The 23,551-nt window shown below is 60.3% G+C and carries 21 protein-coding genes; 18 read left to right on the forward strand and 3 right to left on the reverse strand.

Annotation, left to right across the window (positions count from 1 at the left end):
* Window positions 1-18: 18 nt before the first annotated feature.
* From argS to Q2T52_RS23720, 13 genes are all read left to right on the forward strand, one after another.
* The gene (gene argS, locus Q2T52_RS23660) at window positions 19-1,776 is read left to right on the forward strand and encodes an arginine--tRNA ligase (RefSeq protein ID WP_302079385.1); all 1,758 of its coding nucleotides are present in this window, start codon (window positions 19-21) and stop codon (window positions 1,774-1,776) included.
* 68 nt (window positions 1,777-1,844) lie between these two features.
* The gene (locus Q2T52_RS23665) at window positions 1,845-4,700 is read left to right on the forward strand and encodes an SPOR domain-containing protein (protein ID WP_302079386.1); all 2,856 of its coding nucleotides are present in this window, start codon (window positions 1,845-1,847) and stop codon (window positions 4,698-4,700) included.
* 84 nt (window positions 4,701-4,784) lie between these two features.
* Entirely contained in the window at window positions 4,785-5,801 is a 1,017-nt protein-coding gene (nagZ, locus tag Q2T52_RS23670; protein WP_302079387.1) for a beta-N-acetylhexosaminidase, read from the forward strand.
* Window positions 5,802-5,835: 34 nt separating this feature from the next.
* Window positions 5,836-6,666: a segregation and condensation protein A gene (locus Q2T52_RS23675; RefSeq protein WP_302079388.1), complete on the forward strand. Its 831-nt coding sequence runs from the start codon at window positions 5,836-5,838 to the stop codon at window positions 6,664-6,666.
* 6 nt (window positions 6,667-6,672) lie between these two features.
* Window positions 6,673-7,383, forward strand: coding sequence for an SMC-Scp complex subunit ScpB (scpB, locus tag Q2T52_RS23680; RefSeq protein WP_302079389.1), 711 nt, complete (start codon window positions 6,673-6,675; stop codon window positions 7,381-7,383).
* Between the two features lie 172 nt (window positions 7,384-7,555).
* Window positions 7,556-8,770 (forward strand): GGDEF domain-containing protein, encoded by a 1,215-nt coding sequence (locus Q2T52_RS23685; RefSeq protein WP_302079390.1) that lies wholly within the window; start codon window positions 7,556-7,558, stop codon window positions 8,768-8,770.
* 218 nt (window positions 8,771-8,988) lie between these two features.
* On the forward strand, window positions 8,989-9,195 hold the full coding sequence (locus Q2T52_RS23690) for a twin-arginine translocase TatA/TatE family subunit (protein WP_302079391.1): 207 nt from the start codon (window positions 8,989-8,991) through the stop codon (window positions 9,193-9,195).
* A gap of 45 nt (window positions 9,196-9,240) precedes the next feature.
* Window positions 9,241-10,065: a Sec-independent protein translocase protein TatB gene (gene tatB, locus Q2T52_RS23695; protein WP_302079392.1), complete on the forward strand. Its 825-nt coding sequence runs from the start codon at window positions 9,241-9,243 to the stop codon at window positions 10,063-10,065.
* Entirely contained in the window at window positions 10,062-10,898 is an 837-nt protein-coding gene (gene tatC, locus Q2T52_RS23700; RefSeq protein WP_302079393.1) for a twin-arginine translocase subunit TatC, read from the forward strand. The genes tatB and tatC overlap by 4 nt, the downstream gene beginning before the upstream one ends.
* A 93-nt stretch (window positions 10,899-10,991) precedes the next feature.
* Window positions 10,992-12,275 (forward strand): serine--tRNA ligase, encoded by a 1,284-nt coding sequence (gene serS, locus Q2T52_RS23705; protein ID WP_302079394.1) that lies wholly within the window; start codon window positions 10,992-10,994, stop codon window positions 12,273-12,275.
* A gap of 7 nt (window positions 12,276-12,282) precedes the next feature.
* A complete protein-coding gene (gene surE, locus Q2T52_RS23710; RefSeq protein WP_302079395.1) occupies window positions 12,283-13,050 on the forward strand; it encodes a 5'/3'-nucleotidase SurE in 768 nt (255 codons plus the stop codon).
* A gap of 8 nt (window positions 13,051-13,058) precedes the next feature.
* Window positions 13,059-13,700 carry a protein-L-isoaspartate(D-aspartate) O-methyltransferase gene (locus tag Q2T52_RS23715; RefSeq protein WP_302079396.1) on the forward strand — a complete coding sequence of 214 codons (642 nt, stop codon included), beginning with the start codon at window positions 13,059-13,061 and terminating at the stop codon, window positions 13,698-13,700.
* A 141-nt stretch (window positions 13,701-13,841) separates the two neighbouring features.
* Window positions 13,842-15,464: a peptidoglycan DD-metalloendopeptidase family protein gene (locus Q2T52_RS23720; protein WP_302079397.1), complete on the forward strand. Its 1,623-nt coding sequence runs from the start codon at window positions 13,842-13,844 to the stop codon at window positions 15,462-15,464.
* Window positions 15,465-15,550: 86 nt separating this feature from the next.
* On the opposite strand, the gene Q2T52_RS23725 is transcribed toward Q2T52_RS23720, so the two are convergent.
* Complete coding sequence (locus Q2T52_RS23725) at window positions 15,551-16,423, reverse strand: ATP-binding protein (protein WP_302079398.1); 873 nt, start codon at window positions 16,421-16,423, stop codon at window positions 15,551-15,553.
* 202 nt (window positions 16,424-16,625) lie between these two features.
* On the opposite strand from Q2T52_RS23725, the gene yajC reads away from it, so the two are divergent.
* The 5 genes from yajC to Q2T52_RS23750 all read left to right on the forward strand — a co-directional run bounded on the left by yajC (window position 16,626) and on the right by Q2T52_RS23750 (window position 21,447).
* Window positions 16,626-16,979, forward strand: a complete 354-nt coding sequence (yajC, locus tag Q2T52_RS23730) for a preprotein translocase subunit YajC (protein ID WP_302079399.1) — start codon at window positions 16,626-16,628, stop codon at window positions 16,977-16,979.
* Between the two features lie 60 nt (window positions 16,980-17,039).
* Window positions 17,040-19,604, forward strand: coding sequence for a protein translocase subunit SecDF (secDF, locus tag Q2T52_RS23735; RefSeq protein ID WP_302079400.1), 2,565 nt, complete (start codon window positions 17,040-17,042; stop codon window positions 19,602-19,604).
* Between the two features lie 3 nt (window positions 19,605-19,607).
* Complete coding sequence (locus tag Q2T52_RS23740; RefSeq protein WP_302079401.1) at window positions 19,608-19,991, forward strand: Mth938-like domain-containing protein; 384 nt, start codon at window positions 19,608-19,610, stop codon at window positions 19,989-19,991.
* 34 nt (window positions 19,992-20,025) lie between these two features.
* A complete protein-coding gene (locus tag Q2T52_RS23745) occupies window positions 20,026-20,871 on the forward strand; it encodes a phytoene/squalene synthase family protein (RefSeq protein WP_302079402.1) in 846 nt (281 codons plus the stop codon).
* A gap of 105 nt (window positions 20,872-20,976) precedes the next feature.
* Window positions 20,977-21,447, forward strand: coding sequence for a hypothetical protein (locus tag Q2T52_RS23750; protein ID WP_302079403.1), 471 nt, complete (start codon window positions 20,977-20,979; stop codon window positions 21,445-21,447).
* Here the strand turns inward: Q2T52_RS23750 and trmFO are convergent.
* Both trmFO and Q2T52_RS23760 read right to left on the reverse strand, forming a co-directional pair.
* On the reverse strand, window positions 21,427-22,863 hold the full coding sequence (gene trmFO / locus Q2T52_RS23755) for a methylenetetrahydrofolate--tRNA-(uracil(54)-C(5))-methyltransferase (FADH(2)-oxidizing) TrmFO (protein WP_302079404.1): 1,437 nt from the start codon (window positions 22,861-22,863) through the stop codon (window positions 21,427-21,429). The genes Q2T52_RS23750 and trmFO overlap by 21 nt on opposite strands.
* 38 nt (window positions 22,864-22,901) lie before the next feature.
* On the reverse strand, window positions 22,902-23,543 hold the full coding sequence (locus Q2T52_RS23760) for a glutathione S-transferase family protein (RefSeq protein ID WP_302079405.1): 642 nt from the start codon (window positions 23,541-23,543) through the stop codon (window positions 22,902-22,904).
* Window positions 23,544-23,551 lie beyond the last annotated feature (8 nt).

A 23,551-nucleotide genomic window follows, 5' to 3' on the forward strand; every position in this document is an offset into this window, starting at 1 on the left:
TTTGCGCGGATGCTGCACATGAATCTTTTCGCGGATTTTGAACAACGGATCAAAAGCGCGCTGCTGACGCTCGATCTCGTCAAGGAGAAGGGCGAGGGCGTGGATTTCTCCCGCCTCGTCGTGGAACCACCGCGTGATCAGAGCCATGGCGATGTCGCCACCAACGCGGCCATGGTTCTGTCCAAGCCGCTGGGCACGAACCCGCGAGCGCTCGCGGATCTGATTGCCGAGCGCCTGAAGCAGGATCCTGACGTGGTCGAGGTGACTGTTGCCGGTCCGGGCTTCATCAACATTCGTCTCTCCAAGGCCTATTGGCAGCGCCTGCTGGCCGTGATCATCAAGTCTGGCGTCGACTTTGGCCGCTCCAGCACTGGCGCTGGCAAGAAGGTCAACGTGGAATATGTCTCCGCCAACCCAACAGGCCCCATGCATGTCGGCCATTGCCGCGGCGCGGTCGTTGGCGACGCGCTTGCCAACCTCATGGGTTTTGCTGGCTATGAGGTTGTGAAGGAATATTACATCAACGATGCCGGGTCGCAGATCGACGTCTTGGCCCGTTCGGTGTTCATGCGCTACCGCGAAGCGCTGGGTGAAGAGATCGGTGAAATCCCGCCCGGGCTCTATCCCGGTGATTATCTCGTGCCGGTCGGTCAGGCGTTGGCCCAGGAATACGGCACGCGTTTGCACAACATGCCGCCGGAAGAGTGGATGCCGATCGTCAAGGATCGTGCAATCGATGCGATGATGGCGATGATCCGTTCGGATCTGGCCGCGTTGAACGTGCATCACGATGTGTTCTACTCAGAGCGGACGCTGCATGCCGATGGCGCAGCCCGCATCCGTCAGGCGATCAACGATCTGACCTTCAAGGGCCACGTCTATCGTGGCACACTGCCGCCGCCGAAGGGGCAGTTGCCGGAGGATTGGGAAGATCGCGAACAGACACTGTTTCGCTCCACGGAAGTCGGTGATGATATCGACCGCCCGCTGATCAAGTCGGATGGAAGCTACACCTATTTCGCGGCCGACGTTGCCTACTTCAAGGACAAGTTCGATCGCGGTTTCAGCGAGATGATTTACGTTCTGGGCGCGGACCATGGCGGCTACGTGAAGCGGCTGGAAGCGGTTGCGCGCGCGGTCGGTGGCGAATCGGTCAAGCTGACGGTTCTCTTGTGCCAGTTGGTGAAACTGTTCCGGAACGGCGAGCCGGTGAAAATGTCCAAGCGCTCCGGCGATTTCGTCACGCTGCGTGAGGTCGTCGACGAAGTCGGCCGCGATCCGGTTCGCTTCATGATGCTGTACCGCAAGAATTCCGAGCCGCTCGACTTCGATTTTGCGAAGGTGACCGAACAGTCGAAGGACAATCCGGTCTTCTACGTGCAGTATGCGCATGCTCGCTGCATGTCGGTTTTCCGGCAGGCCCGTGAAGCGTTCCCGGATCTTGATACCGAATCACTCACGCTCGCAGACTATGCCGAGAAGGTTGAGGATGTATCAGAATTGCAACTGGTGGCCAAATTGGCGGAGTATCCGCGCCTAATTGAGGCCGCGGCACAGTCGCAGGAGCCACATAGACTTGCATTTTACCTCTATGATCTGGCAAGCTCTTTCCATGCGCATTGGAATAGGGGCAAAGATAACCCCGACTTACGGTTTGTTAAGGATAACGACCGAGAATCCAGCATTGCCAGACTTGGGCTGGTGCGCGCCGTTGCGTCCGTTTTGAAATCCGGCCTCGCCATTACTGGCACAGATGCCCCGGACGAGATGCGATAGAACCGCCACCATTTACCCATAATGCGCTGGCATATCGTTGTGTTAGCGTAAGGTAAGTGGACGAGGGAATGGCAGACAATAGCGTTGCACTTGGCCGTAACAGCGGACCGGATGTCTTTGCCGATGATGATCCGTTGGCGGAACTGGCTCGCATTGCCGGCTATGATGACAGGTCTGCCCGCAAGCCGCAGCCGGTTGCGGCAGGCCGCCGCGAGCCTGCGTTCAATCTGGAAGATGAGCTTCTGCGCGAATTCGAGCGTTATGATTCGCCGCGACCGGAGCCGGTTGCAAGCGAGCCTTTGACGCTTGTCACGCAAGCGCAGCCGGAAGCGCCTGTGGTCCAGCAGGCGCGGAACGCACCGTCTGCTGACCCATTTGCCGATATGAACCTGCCGGTGGAGCTTCCGCCGACACGCTCCATCGCATCTCAAGCAGGCGGTCCGGATTTTTCCTCCTGGCTCGGTGCGCCCGGCGCACAGCAGGTTCCGCTGCCGGTATCGGCGAAAGCTGTGCCTATGCTTGAAGAAGCATTCGCTCCTCGTGGGTTGCCGCAAGGTGAGCGCGCTCAGGATGTGGCCTTCGAGCCAGCCGTTGATCTCGAGGCTGAGCTGGAATCGTCGCTCGCTGTTGCGCCTCCGGTTTCAACGTCGTCGCGTCCGGCGCCGAAGGCTTATACGCCTGGTTTCCAGATGCCGCTTGCCAATTTCAATCGTGCCGCAAACCCGCCGCGTCCTGCTTCTGAACCGGTAAAGGAGCATGAGCTTCTTTCCGATCTCGATCTGGCGGATGAACTCGAGCATTCGGCTCCCCGCCATGTTGCACCCGCAGCGGAGGCGCCGCTGGCCGAAGTTCGCAGCGAGCCGAGCTTTGATCCGGCACCCGCTGAGAACGAGCGCTTCTCTGCACTCGAAGCTCAGATTTTTGATCTTGAACGCGTGGCGGATTCCCGCAATCCCGCGCCTCTGCCTGCGGCGGTTGAACCGAAGGCCCCTGTTGCTTCAAGACAGGAGCCTGAGATGTTTGCGCAGCCTGAGCCTGCGGCCAGCAACTCTGAGGCGGATATCTTCGGCGATGAGGAGTTCGATCTGGCCCTGGGTGATCTCGAGCTCGATCTCTCCGATATCGTCACGCATCATGTAACGGCTGAAACCGCGACGCATCGCCAGCCGGCTCCCTCGGTGCCTGAGGAGCGTGCCCCGGCCTACGCAGCCCCCGCGGCGGCGGCCGTTGCTCCTGTTGCCGTGGCTGCTGCGCCGGTCGAGCCGGTTGCCATGGCTGAGGATGAATTCGACTACGGCAGCGGAGACGAAGCCTTCGATCCGGCTCAACTTGCTGAATCCGAAGAGATGCCGGAAGCCGTGCCTGAATTAGATGTTCCGGAATTGCCGGTGGAGGAGCCGGAGCAGGCTCCGGTGCACCATCATTCCGATTACGATCTCGATCTCGATTCCGAGTTGGCGAGCCTTTTGGAAACCACGGCGTCCTCGATGTCGACGCCGGGCGTTGCGACGGCCGCCGTCGCGACCGCTGCGGCTGCGACAGCAGCGGTTGCAATCAGCCGTGGGCGTCAGACGCCGCACATCGTAACGCAGGGGCCTTCCGCGCATCAGCAGGCTCAGGCAGCGGTTGCTCCGGCTCCGCGCGACAAGGCGGTCCAGGACTTCGACGAGTTTGAACGTGCGCTGGAGGAAGATTTCCGACGAAGCCTTGCGAACCCGCTACCGCAGCAGACGCGTGACACAGCGCGCGAGGAAGAAATTCTTCCCTATGCCGAACAGGCACGCCGTTCGCCCGGTCGCTGGATGATGCCGCTGTCTGTGGCAGGCTTCGTCTTGATCGTCGGTGCTTCCGGCTACGCCTGGTGGGCCAGTGATAAGGGTCGCATCAGCACCAGCGGTGCGCCTGTCGTGATTGCTGCCGATACCACTCCGGTAAAAGTTGCGCCCGAAAATCCGGGCGGCAAGACCGTTCCGAACCAGGACAAGGCGGTTTATGACCGCGTTGCCGGCGGCGCGCCGAAGGATCCAAAACAGGCGACGTTGATCTCGACCGACGAACAGCCGATGGACGTTGTCCAGAAGACGCTGGTGCCCGAAAACCTTCCGCTGGAAGGTATCTCTGAAGAGGCGAATGCGTCCGCAACGCCTGTCAACGATACCAAGGATCCGCGCCTTCTGCCGCAGCACGCCCAGGCCAATGGTGCGGCGGAGGATCCGCTGTCGGTGATGCCGCGCAAGGTCAAGACCATGGTGGTTCGCCCGGATGGTTCGCTTGTGGAGCAGCAGGTAACCAAGCCTGCGGCAGTGGCGTCCGTGCAAGTGCCGGCAACGGCTGTGAAGTCCGAGAAGATTCCGTCGCAGCCAGCGCTGGCCGAGCCGAACGCGAAGGGTGTTCTGCCGGGTAATGCCGCTGACCAGAAGCCTACGGACATTGCCTCTGTGAATATTGCCAAGGTCAGCACGATGACCGGTACCTCTCAGGCGCCTGCATCCGCTTCAGCCGCGCCTGTAGGTACGCCTGCCAAGCCCGGCACGCCGATCCCGACCGCGCGTCCGGCGGAGCAGCCGGTCAAGGTTGTCGCGTCTGTGAGCGAACAGGGCACTGTGAAACCTGCACCGCAGCCTGCGCCTTCCGCGACGGTAACGGCCTCTGTTGCTCCTGCGGCGTCTGCGTCTGCCAATGGCGGCTATTACATCCAGGTTGCCTCGCTGCCGAGCGAAGCAGAAGCGCAGAAGTCCTACAAGAGCATCACGGCCAAGTTCGGCAATGTGATTGCTGGTCGCGGCGTTGACATCGCCAAGGCGGAAATCGCCGGCAAGGGGACCTTCTACCGCGTCCGCATTCCGGCAGGCAGCAAGGATGATGCCGTAGCGCTCTGCGAGAAGTATCGCGCAGCCGGCGGTACCTGCCTCGTGGCACGTTAATCCGCTCAAAAACAATGAGAGAAACGGGGCCCGATTGGCTCCGTTTATCGTTTAGCCAGCCCTCCAAATATCTATGATGGTGCCATGACCGAATCAAAAGCTATGATCCTGGGCTGCGCCGGCCAGCAACTCACGGCGGACGAAATCGCGCTTTATCGGGCCGAGCGCCCGTGGGGCTTCATTCTCTTTGCCCGAAATCTTGGCGAACCCAGCCAGATCAAGGATCTGGTGGCATCCATGCGCGAGGCCATCGGCCGTCCCGACGCGCCTGTGCTGATCGATCAGGAGGGAGGTCGCGTGCAGCGTATCCGTCCGCCGACTGTGCAGCACTATCCGGCGGGCGCAGCCTTGGGTGCGCTTTACCGTCAGGATCGGACCAAGGGCTTGCGGGCAGCCTGGCTGATGTCGCGTCTGCATGCCTTCGACCTTCTGCCGCTCGGTATTACCATCAACTGCATGCCGGTTCTGGACGTGTTGATCGAAGGTGCCACCAAGGCTATTGGCGACCGCGCCTACGGGACCGAACCGGATCTTGTTGCGGCTGTGGGGCGAGCGGCAGCGGAAGGCCTGAAGGCGGGCGGCATGCTGCCTGTCATGAAGCATATGCCGGGTCATGGCAGGGCGGTGGTCGATTCCCATCACGAACTGCCGGTGGTCAATGCGACGATCGAAGAGCTCGATGCGCATGATTTCATGCCGTTCCGAAGCCTGAAAGATGAGGTGATGGGTATGAGCGCCCATATCGTTTTCAAGGCGATCGACCCTGATCGGCCGGCCACAACGTCCTCCATCGTGATCCAGGACGTGATCCGCAAGCGGATCGGCTTCGATGGCCTGCTTCTGTCGGACGATAGTTCCATGAACGCGCTGAAGGGCACGCTTGGCGAACGCGCTGCGGATATTATCGCCGGGGGCTGCGATATTGTCTTGCATTGCAATGGCGTCATGGACGAAATGAAAGCCGTCGTCAAAGAGGTGCCCGTGTTGAGTGGCCGCTCGTTCGACCGGGCCCAGATCGCTGAAATGGCATTTGCGGCACCTCAGGCCGACGACGAGGAAGCATTGCGGGCGGAGTTCTGGTCGTTGATGGCAACGGCCTGATCTTGTTGCCCGCATTAGGTTGGGCGAGACGGGCATGGCCACAGACACAATCCAGTCCACTGCCATCCCGATGGATCGGCTGTGGCAGGATGCCGATCAGCGCGGCGTGACGGAACCCGCTCTGGTGATCGATGTTGGTGGCTTCGAAGGGCCGCTGGATCTTCTGCTGCACCTTGCCCGAACCCAGAAAGTCGATCTGGCGCGGATCTCCGTTCTGTCGCTGGCCGAGCAATATCTCCTGTTCATCGAGAGCGCCCGCCGGGTCCGCATCGAACTTGCCGCCGACTATCTCGTGATGGCGGCCTGGCTTGCCTACCTCAAGTCTAAACTGCTGATCCCGCAGCAGGTGCGGGGCGATGACGGGCCGACGGGCGAGGAAATGGCGGCAACGCTTGCCTTTCGCCTCAAACGTCTGGAAGCCATGCGCGAAGCGGCGACACGTCTCATCAACCGCAACCGGCTGGGCCGCGATGTGTTTGCACGTGGCGCGCCGGAGCATATCGCCGAAAGGCACGGCGCCAATTTCGACGCAAGCCTCTACGATCTCCTGTCTGCCTATGCCAATCTGCGTCAGCGTCAGGCCGTCACTCAAGTCACGATCGAGCGGCGCAAGGTCTGGTCGCTCGTGGAGGCACGGCAGATGCTGACGGATATGCTGGGCGATATCGGTGATTGGACGGCGCTCCAGCATTATCTCCTGCAATACATGCCGCCTGCTGAGCGGGTGACGGCAACCGCCAGCGCTTTTGCCGCCTCGTTGGAACTGGTACGGGAAGGCAAGCTTGAAATGCGGCAGGAGGGCGCTTTCGAGCCCCTTTACATGCGGCGTCCCGTGGCATCTCCTGCTGCAGAGCCGAAAGAGTAGCAGGCTATGACCTCAATAGATGATCAGGATCTTTTTTCGGAGGTGGATGAAGCGCCAAGCGCTTCCGAACTCGAGGCAGAGCGCATTGCGGAAGCGCTCCTGTTTGCGTCCGCCGAACCGCTGTCGATCGCCTATCTGATGGAGCGGTTGCCGCGCGGTGTAGATATCGCGCGCATCATGAAGCGCTTGATCATCCAATATGCGGGCAGGGGCGTGAACCTGATCCGCATCGAGGATCGCTTTGCATTTCGCACGGCTGCTGACCTTTCATTTGTCATTCGTCGGGATGAGGGGGAGGCGAAGAAGCTGTCGCGTGCCGCGCTCGAAGTGCTGGCGATCATCGCTTATCACCAGCCAGTGACGCGTGCCGAAATCGAGGAAATCCGCGGCGTGCAGACCTCCCGCGGCACGCTGGATGTGCTGATGGAAGCAGGCTGGGTGCGGTTTCGCGGGCGTCGCCGCACACCGGGACGGCCGGTGACGCTTGGCACTACCCCCAGCTTTCTCGATCATTTCGGCCTGGAGGAGATCCGCGACCTGCCGGGTGTGGAGGAGCTACGGGCGGCGGGGCTGTTGTCCGGTCGTATTCCTCCGGATTTCCGCGTACCGATGCCCGGGCTTGCGGGTGATGAACTGACGGAAGAGGAAGATCCCATCACGCAGCTGGATATTGAAGAACTCGGTTTACTGGCGCCGGGTGGTGCGGGCGAGGAATGATTTCCCTTCGATAATATTTCGTGTTCTCAGTGCTCACAGGCTTGCGGAACCTGTTCGAAGAGTACAGGGAAAAAGGCATCCCTTATTCCATATTTGTCTGTTTTCGGATTATTCTGAGCATGACACAGGTTGTGAAATAAGCGCGCCTCGCTTTGTGTTTCGGATTGCTTCCATGTCGAATGCAACCTTTCTTCTTGTCATCAATGCCTCGATTGGTCTGACATTTGCATTGGCGTTTTTCGTCTTCTCGCTCACCTACAAGATCCGCTTGGGCCTTTGGTGTGCGGCAAGTTTCGGCTCCGCGACCTTGACCGTGTGTGTCGAGGCGATCGCCCCGCACACCCGATTTCCGGAACTCATTTCGGCGCTGTCTTTCTCAACCCTGCTGACTGCGTTAGCATTGATTGCCGCAGGCGTGCACGGTCATTACCGCCCGAATTGGCCACGCTGGCCGATCGCGTTGGCTTACATTCTGTTGCTGACCAGTCATGGCTATCTCTACAGCCACTTCAAACGAGATTCCTTTGGTCACGCCTTCTCGTATCAGATGCCATTTGCGGTCATGACGATCTTCGCAAGCGTCTTCATCCTGGCCTCGCGAAGGCGCAGCGTACCGGATCTGTTTCTGCTTCTCGTCATGGTGGCGTCCACGATACAATTCTTCGCCAAGGCCGTTCTGGCGGAACGGATCACCACCGGCGAGAATGTCCACTCCTATATCTTTAGCGCCTACGCCCATTACTCCCAGACGCTCGGTGCCATCCTGTCCATGCCGCTCGGGGTGAGCTTCGTCATGGTCATTGCCCACGAGGCGATGAAGCGCACGCGCGACACCCTCCAGCTCGATCATCTCTCCGGCGTCTGGAATCGCGGCGGGTTTCTTGAAAAAGTCGCGGAAGCCTTGCGCCAAAACGATGGTGACAAGGAGCCCGCGGCGGTCATCCTGTGCGATCTCGACCACTTCAAGGGTATCAACGACAGTTTTGGACATGATGTCGGCGATGATGTCATCCGGGCCTTTGCGGGGTGTCTGCGGGATGCGGGTGGGGATATATGCGGTCGCCTGGGAGGCGAGGAATTCGCCGTGGTCTTTGCCCGAAGCAGTACTGCGAAGGTGCGCCTTTACGTTGAAAAGGTACAGGGATTGTTTGCCAAGCTGACTTTCCAGCCGCTCGGGCTTCACCCGACGGCAAGTTTCGGGATCGCCCTGTTCGGCGCCGATGAAACCTTGAACCAGGCGATGAGGCGGGCGGATATGGCACTGTATGAAGCGAAGGCGGCCGGCCGCAACACTTTCCGTATCGCAGCCCTCAGCACGGTAACCATGAGCGTGTCGCCCGACAGCGGCACAGAAAAAGCCACAGGGGAAGCCTTCCCGGCATTCTAGCGGCTGGGCGCCGGATCATTCGAGTGAAAGCTTTACGCCATGCGGCTTTCCGACAAGACGGATTACATCCTGCAGGTTACGCAAGTTCTTCCGCGGCTTGCGGCGGCTTGAATTGCGCGAGGCCAGCGCTAACGGATTAGTGACGGACGATTTTGGTGTTTGAAAAAGCAGTGCAAACATCTTACATGGTTTCGAACGGGCAATGATGGAGTAGAGTCATGGGTTCTTTTAGTGTGTGGCACTGGTTGATCGTTCTGGTCATCGTGCTGATCTTCTTTGGTCGCGGAAAGATCCCGGAACTGATGGGCGATCTGGCAAAGGGCATCAAGAGCTTCAAGCAGGGCATGTCCGAAGAGGAAAGCCGTGATGCAACGACGCCTGCGCCGACAAAGACGGTGGATCACAAGGCCGACGAAACCAAGTAATCATCAGGGACCACGCCCGCTGCGCGGGCTCGTGGAGCATTTTGCATGTTTGATATCGGCTGGACGGAGCTTCTGGTTATCGCGATCGTGCTGATCGTCGTTGTCGGACCAAAGGATCTGCCGCCGATGTTGCGCGCCTTCGGCAAGATGACGTCGAACCTGCGCAAGATGGCATCGGACTTCCGTACACAATTTGATCAGGCTCTTCGCGAAGCCGATATGGATGACGTTCGGCAGACGATTTCGGATGCGCAGCGCTTCCATCCGGCAAATGCCATCCGCGAGGCGATCAACCCGTTGAAGCAGATGGGCGAGGAAATTCGCTCAGATCTCAATCGGGCCACCGCCGCGCCGGAAGCGCCTGTCGAGCAGCATGCCGCGTTGCCTTCCGAAAGCCTGCCGCCTCTCGGCACCGCTTCCGCGACTGGTCCGACGGCGACCGCACCTGCAACGCCTGCATCGCAACCGGCTACAGTCGCTACGGCTCCCGCGGCTGCAACAGCCGCTACGCCCGTGACGGCTGCGGCAAGTGCGCCGGCAACATCCGCACCGGCTTCCGGGCCCGTCGAGGATGCCAAGGCGAAGAAGCCACGCGCGCCCCGCAAGCCGAAGGTCGCCGAAGTATCCGTTGTCACGGCTGAACCGGTCGCCGAAGCTGCGCCGGCTGTCAAACGGACGAGAGCAGCGAAAGTGGCATTGGTGGAAGATGCGACGCCTGTTGCTGTCGCTTCAGTTGAAGCAAAGCCGAAGCGTGCCCGCACGCCGAAGGTCGTCGCAAGCTCCTCCGAGGCGGTGAAGGCCGAAAAAACATCCGTTGCCGCGGCGCCCCGCAGCCGTAAAAAGATCGAGACGCCCAAGGATGAAGCATGACCGGCGAAACTGAAGACAAGCCCCAGCCGCTCATCGAGCATCTGATGGAATTGCGCACGCGGCTGATCTGGTCGCTGGTTGCGTTTTTCCTGGCGTTCCTGGTTTGCTTCTTCTTTGCGAAGCAGCTCTTCAACCTGCTCGTGATTCCCTACAAATGGGCCGTGATCTGGGCGCACCTGGACGTCGCGAAATCGGAACTGATCTACACCGCGCCGCAGGAATTCTTCTTCACGCAGGTGAAGGTGGCCATGTTCGGCGCGCTGGTCATCTCCTTCCCGATCATCGCTTCGCAAATCTACAAGTTCGTCGCGCCCGGCCTCTACAAGAACGAGCGCGCGGCCTTCCTGCCCTTCCTGATTGCCTCGCCGGTGCTGTTCATTATGGGCGGCGCGCTCGTGTATTTCTTCTTCACGCCCATGGTCATGTGGTTCTTCCTGGCCATGCAGCAGGCGCCTGGGCAGGGGGAAGTGGCGATCTCGCTGATGCCGAAGGTTTCGGAATATCTCAGCCTGATCACGACGCTCGTTGTGTCCTTCGGACTTGTCTTCCAGCTTCCTGTCATCACCACGCTTCTGGCGCGTGTCGGCCTGCTCACCAGCACATGGCTGCGAGAGAAGCGTAAATATGCCATCGTTCTGGCCTTCGTGGTCGCAGCAGTGCTGACACCGCCAGACCCGATGTCCCAGATCGGCCTTGCGCTGCCGACGATCCTTCTCTACGAGATTTCCATCTATGCGGCACGACTCGTGGAGCGCAAGCGCGCGACTGAAGAAGCTGCAGCCGTGACGGAAACCTCTTCCGCCATCACGAAGTCTGATGAGTCCTCATCCTAACCCGGCAGACTAAACTTAGATCGGCCGGATACCTTTGCCGGCCCTTCCTGCGAGATGGAAGTTCCGGCGTCACAACGAAGACCTGGAACGACCATGCTTGATATCAAGTGGATACGCGACAACCCAGCTGCCCTCGACGAGGCTTTGAAGAAGCGCGGTGCAGAACCGCAGGCCGATGCCATCATCGCGCTGGATGAGACCCGCCGATCCGTTATCCAGAAGCTTCAGGACATGCAGTCCCGCCGCAACGCCGCCTCCAAGGAGATCGGCGCTGCCATGGCGAAGAAGAACACCGAGCTTGCCGAGAAGCTGAAGGCGGAAGTGGCCAACATCAAGGACACCATGCCGGCGCTCGAACAAGAAGAGCGTGAGGCGGTGGCCGCACTCGACGATGTTCTGTCCCGCGTTCCCAATATTCCGTTCGAAGATGTTCCGGTCGGTAAGGACGAACACGACAATGTCGTCGCGCGCGTCGTCGGCGAAAAGCCGCGCTGGAACCACACGCCGAAGGAACACTTCGATATTGGCGAAGCGCTGGGCTACATGGATTTCGAGCGTGCTACCAAGCTATCCGGCGCCCGCTTTACCGTTCTCACCAGCCAGCTTGCAAAGCTCGAGCGTGCTCTCGGTCAGTTCATGTTGGACCTCCACACGACCGAGCACGGCTACACGGAAGTCTCGTCGCCGCTGATGGTGCGTGATGAGGCCATGTACGGCACCGGCCAGCTGCCGAAATTTGCCGAGGACCTGTTCAAGACTACCGATGGCCGCTGGCTGATCCCCACAGCCGAGGTCACGCTGACCAATCTGGTGTCGGGTGAGATCCTGGATCAGGAAAAGCTGCCTCTGCGCTTTACGGCGCTGACGCCATCCTTCCGCTCTGAAGCCGGTTCTGCCGGTCGCGACACGCGCGGCATGCTGCGCCAGCACCAGTTCTGGAAGTGCGAGCTTGTCTCGATCACCGATGCGGAAAGCTCGATTGCCGAACATGAGCGCATGACCGCCTGTGCCGAAGAAGTGCTGAAGCGGCTCGGGCTGCATTTCCGCACCATGACGCTCTGCACGGGTGACATGGGCTTTGGCGCCCGCAAGACCTATGATCTGGAAGTCTGGCTGCCGGGGCAGAATACCTATCGCGAAATCTCCTCCTGCTCCGTCTGCGGTGACTTCCAGGCGCGTCGCATGAATGCGCGCTATCGCGGCAAGGACGATAAGAGTCCGAAGTTTGTTCATACGCTGAATGGTTCCGGTACCGCTGTCGGCCGCTGCCTGATCGCGGTTCTCGAAAACTATCTGGAAGAAGACGGTTCGGTCACAATTCCGGACGTGCTTCTGCCCTACATGGGTGGCCTGAAAAAGATCGAACGGGCCGCCTGAGGACAAGATGCGCATCCTGCTGACCAATGATGACGGTATCCATGCAGAGGGCCTGGCGGCCCTCGAGCGGATTGCCCGAACGCTGACGGACGATGTCTGGGTCGTCGCGCCCGAGACTGACCAGAGCGGGCTTGCGCATTCCGTTACTCTGTCTGAACCGCTGCGGTTGCGACAGGTGGGTGAGAAACGATTTGCGCTGCGCGGTACGCCCACTGACTGCGTTATCATGGGCATCCGCCATGTGCTGGGCGGCAAGCCGGATCTTATTCTGTCGGGCGTGAATGCTGGTTCCAACATCGCCGACGATGTGACCTATTCCGGCACAGTTGCCGGCGCGATCGAGGGAACGCTTCAGGGCGTGAGATCGCTGGCACTCAGCCAGGCCGGACGCCGTGGCCCTCATGGTCGGTCTATCTCTTTCGATACCGCAGAACACCACGCGCCGGAGTTGATCGGACGGCTTCTGAATGCAGAGCTTCCCGCGGGCTCCTTCCTCAATCTGAACTTCCCGGCCTGCTTGCCGGAGGAAGTTGCCGGCGTTGAAGCGACGACGCAGGGACAAGCGGATTTTGCGCTGACGGTGGAAGAGCGCTTCGATGGCCGCAGCAATCCCTATTACTGGTTGCGCTATGGTGAACGTGTTGGTGACTTCCCGGCCAGCACCGATATCGGTGCCATAAGCCGGAACAGGATTTCGGTCACACCATTGAAGCTGGACCTGACAGACTATTCGGTGCAGGATCAACTGGTCCGCGTATTGGGAGCCGCTGGTTGAAAACTGGCATGATCGAGAAGGAAGGTTTTGCCGCTCTGGTGCTGAGGCTCCGGGCGGAAGGGGTCACTGATCTCGACCTTCTGACGGCCTTCGAGCAGACACCGCGCACGCAATTCGTGCCCCCCCAATTCGCAAGCGATGCCTATTCCAGCCGCACCATTCCCATCGACTGCGGCTCCTTTATGGAAGGGGCCGATCTTGCGGCGAAGATCCTGTCCAAGCTGCAGGTGCGCCCCGGTCACCGTGTGCTGGAGATTGGCACGGGCAGCGGCTTTACGGCGGCCGTGATCGGGCGAATCGCCGAGCGCGTGCTGTCTCTGGAGCGGTATCGTACGCTGGTAACCGCCGCGCAGATTCGCATGGATGCGCTGGGCTTGCGCAACATCATCATTCGCCAGATGGATGGAAGCAGCGGTTTGCACGGGGAGGGCACCTTTGATCGCATCCTCGTTACGGCGGCTTTCAGCGCCATGCCGCGATTCTATGCGGATCAGCTCGTGTCCGGCGGCTCGATGGTGGCACCACTGATTCTCGAAGACGAGCGCTGCATGATGGTGCGACTGACAAAAACCGGTTCCCGTTTTGAACGGGAGGATCTTTTTCCTGTGCCGTATCTGCCGCTTGCATCCCATATAGCGCAGCACCTTTGACCATTTCAGACCGATCCGGACTTGCGGATTCATGGTTAGCAATTTCCGAAAAAATATCAGCAGAGCCTAAGGCTTTAACCGCACGGTAAGACTAACAGGCTTTAATGACTCCTACATTGGTTGCGTCGTGTGGGTTGAGTCATGCGTTTGAAAAGTTCTTCTAAGGTTGGAAAGTCAGTCGTTCGCATCGCGGCGGCCGCTTTTCTGGCAAGCGCTGCTACCGGGTGCAGTTCCGACGCAACGCGCTTCTCTGGTCTGTTCTCCAAGTCGGATAATCTGACGACGGCCTCTATTCCGCAGAGGCAGGGTGCGGGTTCCTGGGGTCAGGCTCCGGTTCCGCAGTCGGATGTCGGTACCGGCGCTCAGCCGACCTACCAGGCATCGGCGGCCCAGCCGGCGCGAGCCTATCCGCCGGCACAGAGTTATCCGTCACCCGCACGTACGAGCGCTTCTCCAGCGCGTGTCGCATCGGCGCCGGTGAGTGTTCAGCGTGCCGAGCTTGCTCCGCCTACGGCGGCGCCTCTGCCGACTCGCGATCCGCAGACCCGTAAGGAAGCGCTTGCGCAGCCGTTCCCGGGCAAGGTGGCTGCAGCCACCCCTCAGTTGGCAAAGCCGCAGCACGGCAATGCCGATAATGTCCTGACGGGTACAACTAAGGCTGTCCCCGGTCCGGGCTGGACGACGGTCAATGCGCCGACGGTGACCATGCGTCCCGGTGAGACGGCAGCCGTCCTGTCGCGCCGCTACGGCGTTCCGGAAAAGGAAATCCTGGCTGCCAATGGTGGTTCGGTCCATCCGGGTCAGACCGTGGTCATTCCGAAGTTTTCTGCCAGCGGCAATGCCGCCAAGATGGCGGCGGGTGCCATCGATCTGCCGCGGGAAGGCGATCGCCCAGCACCGGGTCAGCAACAGAATGAGAAGGTTGCAGTTCTGCCCGGCGCGTCTGCATCCCGCGACAAGAACCAGGGTGAGGTCGGCAAGCTGACGCCTCCGTCTGGTGGCAAGCCTGTTCCTCCCGGTGGTACCTATGTGGTGAAGCCCGGCGATTCACTCGCCAAGATCGCCAAGGCAACCGGCGTTTCCGTCGATCAGTTGAAGGCTGCCAACAATCTCGGCGAAGGCAGTATCCGTGTCGGTCAGACCCTGAACCTCGGTGGCCAGGCGGCGGCAGACTCCGTCAAGACGGCATCCATCGTGCCGCCGGCCAAGCCCGCTGCTCGCGCTGCTGCAAAACCAGCGGCTGCGACGCCAAAGGCTGAACCCGCAGTCGCCCAGGCGCCTGCCAAGCCGGCTGCTGCCGAAAAGGCTCCGGCCGCGCAGACGCAGCAGGCAAGCTTGAGTGACGTGGAGAAGAAGGGTGACGACAGCCCGGCTCCATCTGCCACAGGCATCGGCAAGTATCGCTGGCCGGTCACAGGTGCTGTGATTGCCGGCTACGGCCAGAACGTCAACGGCAGCCGAAATGACGGTATCGATATTTCTGTGCCCGAGGGCACCCCGATCAAGGCGGCTGAAAACGGCGTGGTCATCTATGCCGGCAATGGTCTGAAGCAGCTCGGGAACACGGTTCTGGTTCGCCACGACGACGGCAAGGTTACCGTCTACGGCCATGCCAACAATATCGTCGTCAGCCGTGGCCAGAAGGTTCAGCGCGGCCAGGCGATCGCGACGTCCGGCATGAGCGGCGATGCAAAGCGTCCGCAGGTTCACTTCGAAGTTCGCAAGGACGCGACGCCTGTGAACCCGATGACCTTCCTCGAATAGACGTTCCTCGACTTGTATTGCGTAAGAGGTACGTTGAAGAGCCCGGTTCGTCCGGGCTCTTCTCGTTGTATTTGTCGCCTGCGGCTTTAGTCCCTGTCGATCGGCTTGCGCAGTCGGCCTGCGAGATCCTGGATATATTGCCAGGCGACGCGGCCGGAGCGTCCGCCGCGCGTGGTTGCCCATGCAAGCGCCTCGTGATGCAGTTGCTCGCGGGGCAGGCCCAGTGCGAAGTGTTCTGCATAGCCGTCGATCATGGTCAGGTAGTCGTCCTGGCTGCACTTGTGGAAGCCGAGCCACAGGCCGAAGCGGTCGGACAGGGATACCTTTTCTTCCACCGCTTCCGACGGATTGATCGCGGTCGACTGTTCGTTTTCCATCATGTGGCGGGGCAGCAGATGGCGGCGGTTGGAGGTGGCGTAGAACAGCACATTGTCCGGCCGTCCCTCGATACCGCCGTCCAGTGCTGCCTTCAGCGACTTGTAGGCGGTGTCGTCATGGTCGAAGGAAAGGTCGTCACAGAAGACGATGACGCGCCGGCCGCTTTCCTTCACGAGATCGAGGAGCGCGGGCAGGGTAGCGATGTCTTCGCGGTGCACTTCGATCAGCTTCAGCTGACTGTCCGTGGAGGCGCGAACATCCGCATGCACGGCCTTCACCAGTGACGACTTGCCCATGCCGCGCGCGCCCCAGAGCAGCACGTTGTTGGCCGGAAAGCCTTCGGCAAAGCGTTGAGTGTTTTCATGCAGGATGTCGCGCACATGATCGACCCCGCGGATCAGGGTGAGCGCCACGCGGTTCGGGCGCGGCACCGGCTGCAGCTTCGCATTGGCCGGCACCCATACAAAGCAGTCGGCGGCCTCCCAGTCATTGCGGGCGGGTGGTGGGCCCGCCAGTCGCTCCACGGCATCGGCCAGACGGCGCAGTTCCAGAAGCAGTTGGGTGGTCAGTTCCTCGGCCATAGGGTCCTCCTATTCGGCTTGTGAACAGCGTAGATGCGCTTTTCGCTGCGGCTACCATGGCGTTTTGCAGTTCGAAAGGGTAAGAGGCCTGAATTCGGTACGCCCGATCTGCTGTTTCTGTTGCATTCCCTTGGTTCGCAACTATATTCCGGCGGCTTGAAGAGGGGGGTGCCCCCATAGCTGCTTTATCTGGGAGTTATCCATGTTCATTACAGAAGCATTCGCCCAGGCCGCCGATGGCGCTGCGTCCAGTGCGTCACCGCTCGGTTCCGGCCTTGAAATGCTTTTCCTGTTCGCCCCGCTGATGGTCGTCTGGTATTTCTTCCTGATCCGCCCGCAGCGTGCCCAGTTGAAGAAGCGCCAGGACACGCTTTCCAACATCCGTCGTGGCGATCAGGTCGTTCTCGGTGGCGGCATTTCCGGCAAGGTCACCAAGGTGATCGACGATAACGAGCTGGAAGTGGAAATTGCCGATGGCGTAAAGGTTCGCGCCGTGCGCAGCTACATCGCTGAAGTCCGCGTGAAGGGCGAACCGGTCAAGACCGAAGCCGCCTGATGTCCAGTTGGCCAGGCGCTTTTATAGCGACTGGCCCCGCACTTATCGATCGAGACCAACATGCTTTATTTTCCGCGCTGGAAGAGTTTCCTGATCTGGGTTGCCATGCTGGGCAGCATCATCGTCGCATTGCCGAATGCGTTGACTGACGCGCAGCTGAAGAGCCTTCCATCCTTCCTGCCGCACCACAAGATGACGCTCGGTCTCGACCTTCAGGGCGGCTCCTACATGATGCTCAAGATCGATCGTGCGGAGATCGTGAAGGAGCGCGTGGAAACCTATATTGGTGACATCCGCTCGCGTCTGCGTGAAGCGGGCGTCCGCTATTCCGGTCTTGCCGGCAGTGGCCAGCAGGTTCAGGTGCGCATCACCGATCCGGCGCAGGTCGATGCGGCCAAGAAGGCTTTGAACGAGCTTCTGCAGCCGATCAGCACCGGCACCGTGATGGGGACGACTATTCGCGAAGCGACGCTGGAGGAGCCGGAAACGGGTCTTCTGCGTATCCAGCTGACCGATGACGGCATCAATTACCGCCTGTCTTCGGCCATCGGCCAGTCGACGGAAGTCGTTCGCCGCCGCGTGGACGAACTCGGCAATACGGAGCCGCTGATCACCCGCCAGGGTACGGACCGTATTGCCGTCCAGGTGCCGGGCCTCAGCGATCCGCAGCGACTGAAGAACCTTCTGAACAAGACGGCGAAGCTGACCTTCCACATGGTGGATACCAGCATGTCGCCGCAGGAAGCCGCCAATGGTCGCCCGCCGGCAACCTCGCAGGTGCTCTACGGCGCATCCGATCCGACCACGCCTTACCTGGTTGAGAAGCAGGCGTTGATCTCCGGTGAAAACCTCGTCGATGCGCAGGCAAGCTTCAACCAGCAGAGCAACGAACCGGTCGTCACCTTCCGCTTTGACAGCCGCGGCGCCCAGCGCTTTGCGCAGGCAACGCAGCAGAATGTCGGCCGTCCATTCGCCATCGTACTCGACGACAAGGTCATTTCCGCGCCCGTGATCCGCGAGCCGATCGTTGGCGGGTCGGGCCAGATTTCCGGTAGCTTCACGGTGCAGAGCGCGAACGATCTCGCCGTGCTCTTGCGCGCTGGTGCTCTTCCGGCGACCCTGACTGTGGTCGAAGAACGTACCGTCGGTCCGAGCCTCGGTGCTGACTCCATTCGTGCCGGCGTGATTGCAGGCATCGTGGCTTCGCTCCTCGTCATCGTCTTCATGCTGGTCTTCTACGGCTTCTTCGGTGTGCTGGCGATCATCGCGCTCATCGTCAACATCCTGATGACCATTGCGATCCTGACCATGCTGGGATCAACGCTGACGCTGCCCGGTATTGCCGGTATTGTCTTGACAATCGGCATGGCCGTCGATTCCAACGTTCTGATCTATGAGCGTATTCGTGAAGAGGCCAAAAGCGGCAAGTCGATGATCCAGTCGATCGATCTCGGCTTCAACCGCGCCTTCGGCACCATTCTGGACGCCAACGTGACGGCGCTGATCGCGGCCGTCGTGCTCTTCTATCTCGGCACCGGTCCTGTGCGCGGCTTTGCCGTTACGCATGCGATCGGTATCGTGACCACGATCTTCACGGCATTTACGCTGACCAATTGGCTGTTTGCCGAATGGATCAAGCTTCGCCGTCCGAAGCAGCTTCCGGGCGGCATCCGCACCGGTATCTTTGACTTCACCGGCGTGAAGTTCATGGGCATTCGCCGCTGGACTTTCACTATTTCCGGTCTCGTCGTGCTAGGTTCGATCGTCGGCTTCGGCCTGGGCGGCATGAACCTCGGCGTCGACTTCAAGGGCGGTTCGGTCATCGAACTGCGCGCTAAGCAGGGTGATGCAAATCTGGCGGATCTGCGCACGCGCCTTGATAGCCTTGGCCTCGGTGAAGTGCAGGCGCAGAATTTTGGTGATGCCAACAGCGTGCTGGTCCGCATTGCGGCGCAGGGCGGAGGCGAAACGGCTGAGCAGACCGCTCTGACCAAGGTTCGTGGCGCGCTGGAGAACGACTACGAATTCCGCCGTGTCGAAGTGGTCGGTCCTGCCGTTTCCGGCGAACTCAGCCAGACGGCCACCATCGGTGTTCTCGGCGCGCTGGTCGGCATCCTCGTCTACATCTGGTTCCGGTTCGAATGGCAGTTTGCCGTGGGTGCAATTCTTGCGACCATCCACGACGTCATCTTGACTCTCGGTATCTTCGTGGTGTCGGGGATCGAGTTCAACCTGACCAGTATCGCGGCAATTCTGACGGTTGTCGGCTACTCCCTGAACGACACGGTCGTCGTCTATGACCGCCTTCGCGAAAACATGCGCAAGTTCAAGCGTATGCCGCTGGCAGACCTGATCGATCTCTCGATCAACGAGACCATGTCCCGTACCATCCTGACCATGGTGACGACGCTGCTGGCACTGATCGCGCTGTACCTGTTCGGTGGCGAAGTCATCCAGTCCTTCACCTTTGCCATGATTGCGGGCGTCGTGGTGGCGACCTTCTCGTCCATCTATATCGCGGCGCCGATCCTGATCGTCTTCAAGATGCGCCCCGAAAGCGTCGATGACGCGAGCGGCAAGAAGGCGGCGAAGCCAGCAGACGTCAGCGGCGGCGCGAAGGTCTGATCGATGGCAGAGGTGAATATCCGCAACGCGCATTTCCCGGGTCGAGCACCCATCGACACTTATGGAAATGGTGGTTTTCGCTTTGCGGATATGTCGCACCGCGGATCGCTGCTTTGCCTGCCTTCTGGCATTTACGGCTGGGATTTCATGGAAGGCGATCCGCTGGTAGCGGAAGCTTTTGCCCGCGTCATCGAAGAGGCGGGCTCCATCGAAGTTCTTCTCGTTGGTACCGGCCGTGATCTTCGTCCGCTACCAGCAGCTCTCAAGGCAGCACTGAAGGCCAAAGGCATATCGTCCGACCCGATGGGAACTGGGGCGGCCATCCGGACGTATAACATCATGCTCGGCGAATCGCGCGCCGTCGCTGCGGCATTGGTTGCCGTGTAGCTGATTGGGTTCAAGCGAAAGCGGAGTATGCGCCATGCCCGGCGACCATTGGGATATCTGCCTCTCGACATTGCGGGAGACCGATCGCGAGCGTTATCTCGCTTGCCTGTTGTCGCCTGCCGATAAGCGCGGTGCCCTTGCGGCGCTCTATTGCTTCAACGCGGAAATTGCCCGGGTGCGTGATGTCGTGCATCAACCTCTCGCTGGCGAGATCCGTCTACAATGGTGGCGCGATGTACTGGAGGGAACGGGTGAAGGTGATTCCTCCGCCAATCCGGTCGCAGCGGCTTTAATCGAAACTGTGCAGACCTATCAGCTCCCGCGCAAGACGCTGCTCGATATGATCGAGGCACGGCTTTTCGATCTCTATGATGACCCCATGCCGGATCGCAACGCCTTCGAAGGCTATGCCGGTGAAACGGCTTCTGCGCTCATTCAGCTCGCAGGTCTGATCTTGGACGCGCCTGCCGCCATGAAGGCCTCCGAAATTGCCGGGCATGCCGGTGTTGCGCAGGCGATTGCCGGGGCGTTGCTGCTGCTGCCGCTGCATATGCGGCGTGGCCAGATCTACATTCCCTTGGATATCCTCCGAGCCACGGGGCTGGATCGCGAAAGCTTCTTGTCTGGGGAGGACAAGGGCAAGATCGCAAACGCGATCAACGCGTTTGCTGGTCTCGGATTGGATCATCTGGCCAGCGCGCGAAAGGTGGGCTCCTTGCCGGCGCCACTCGTGCCCGCGTTTCTGCCGAGTGCCTCCGTAAGGGCGACCCTGCAACAGGCGTCAAGGCCGGGGGTTGTTGTCGAACGCGCATCTCGCCTTCTGCCGCAATGGCGTCGGCAGTTGAACATGCTGCGCATGACGCTGCGGAAAGCGATTTAGCCTTTCATCTTGTCGTTCGATCCAGGAGCGCCACATTCGCGCAAGGCTGGCGGTTTATGTGTGCCGCCATGGCCCTTGGTGGGGTAAATGGATGGAACAAGCCCTATGACTTGGTTGATCATTTTTCTGCTCGTGGTGGTCATCGGCTATTACATCAGCCGTATGGCAAAAGATCAGGAAGAGGGTGCTCGTCACGATACGGGACTGGCTATCCTGGAATTCGGTCGCGCCTTTCCGAACGAGGCAATCCGCAGCCTTCACGAAACGGCAGATGGTTCCGCTATCTTTGTGCGCCTTCACGACAACAAGGCTGGCATCATGCGCAATCACCGTGCGCATTATGCCTGCCACCTGATCGAGCCTGGACGCGTGCGCGTGCAGCCTTTGCCGAATGGTCGCAGCTTCTCTGCGGAATTCCTGGATTCACCAACCCAGAACGGAAACTTCGTCTTCTCCTCCGAACAGGAGGCGGCGGAAGTTCTCCTCTGGCTTCTGGGCAATTACGTGCCTGCCCATGAAACGGATGCGCATAGCAAGGCGCATCCGCATCCAGAATCAGGCCACTCGAGCGTCTGACGCCGCTGCAGTCCCGCCCAGCCATTCCGCACAATCCTTCAGCGCACGCTCTGCCAGCAATTGGCGCTTCATGATTGTCTTGTCCTTGCCGCGGAAGCGTTTTACGCCCTCGGGCTTGACGATAGATCCCGGTGCAAGCTCCGGAAACAGGCCGAAGTTGATGTTCATCGGCTGGAAGGATTTCTTGCCTGGCTCGTCGTCGGAGACGATGTGGCCGCCAGTGATATGGTTCAGAAGCGCGCCAAGGGCGGTCGTTACGGGTGGAGCGGATGGCGCCACACCCTTTGCATCGGCAGCCGCGAAGCGGCCCGCCAGCAGGCCAATCGCTGCACTCTCCACATAGCCCTCGCAGCCGGTGATCTGGCCGGCAAAGCGCAGACCCGGGCGCGACTTTAACTGCAGCGTCTGGTCGAGCAGCGTCGGCGAGTGGATGTAGGTGTTGCGATGAAGACCGCCGAGACGCGCAAATTCCGCGTTCTGCAGTCCGGGGATCATCCGGAAGATTTCTGCCTGCGCACCGTATTTCAGCTTCGTCTGGAAGCCGACCATGTTGTAGAGCGTGCCGAGCGCATTGTCCTGGCGCAGCTGGACGACCGCATAGGCCTTTACCGTCGGGTTATGGGCATTGGTCAGGCCCATCGGCTTCATGGGGCCGTGGCGTAGCGTTTCCCGACCTCGCTCCGCCATGACCTCGATCGGCAGGCAGCCATCGAAATAGGGCGTGCCTTCCCATTCCTTGAAACCGACGGTATCGCCGGCAATCAGAGCGTCGACAAAGGCGTCGTACTGCTCTTCTGTCAGCGGGCAGTTGATGTAGTCCTTGCCGTTACCGCCCGGGCCAACCTTGTCATAGCGCGACTGGTACCAGCAGATATCCATGTCGATGGATTCGCGGTGGACGATCGGCGCAATCGCATCGAAGAAGGCAAGTGCGTCCTTGCCCGTTTCCGCCTGGATCGCGGCCGCGAGCGAAGAAGATGTCAGCGGACCTGTCGCGATGATGGAAAGACCCCACTCCTTCGGAGGAAGGCCATCGATCTCCTCCCGAACGACTGTAATCAGGGGATGAGCGGACAGGGCTTGCGTGACGGCGTCGGAGAAACCGTCGCGGTCGACGGCCAGTGCTCCACCAGCCGGCACCTGATGCTTGTCGGCGCAGGCCATGATCAGCGAGCCGGCCAGACGCATTTCGGCATGGATCACGCCGACCGCGTTGGCAGTTGCATCATCGGAGCGGAATGAGTTCGAGCAGACGAGTTCGGCAAGACCATCCGTCTTATGCGCGTCCGTGCCGCGCACGCCGCGCATCTCGTGAAGGATGACGGGAATACCGGCCTGCGCAAGCTGCCAAGCTGCTTCGGAGCCGGCTAGACCGCCGCCGACCACATGAACGGGTGTTTGAGAGAATGTTGTCATGGCCGCCCCATACCATGACGCGCGGCTTCATCCAATATTTATCCGGCGGACGACGCCGCGGCGCCCTGTTGTTCAGCCGCCAATGCATCGTCCAGTTGATTGGCGCGTTTGGCCGCCTCGCGAGAAGTGAGCCGGCCCGTATAGTCTTCGAAGACCGGACGCGGTGCAATCGAGCCAAACTGCATGCCCCAGATCAGGTGAGAGCCGACATAGACATCGGCTGCTGTAAAGCGATCACCTGCGATAAAGGGCGTTTGTGAGAGTGCAGCTGCCAGGGTCTCCAGGACGAGACCGTAACTGCCATAGCCCAGCATGCGTTCTTGTCCCGGCTTTGCCTGGAAGCCAAGGCTGTGATTGGTGACGGCAGCTTCAAGCGGGCCGGCTGCAAAGAACATCCAGCGATAGTAGGCGCCGCGCGATTGGACAGAAGGTGCAAGTTTGGCTTCCGGAAAGGCATCCGCAAGATAGGCGCAGATTGCCGCGCATTCCGTCACGACCGTCTCGCCGTGCTTCAGAGCCGGAACTTTTCCCATCGGGTTGACGGCCAGGTATTCCGCTGACCTGAGGGCAGGGCCATAGGCGATGACCTCCACATCATAGGGAGCGCCAATCTCTTCCAGCATCCAGCGGGCAATGCGGCCTCGCGACATCGGATTTGTGTAAAGTGTGAGACGGGTCATAGCATCCT

This window comes from Rhizobium oryzicola (assembly GCF_030504645.1).
In the GTDB taxonomy this organism is placed as follows: Bacteria; Pseudomonadota; Alphaproteobacteria; order Rhizobiales; family Rhizobiaceae; genus Neorhizobium; species Neorhizobium oryzicola.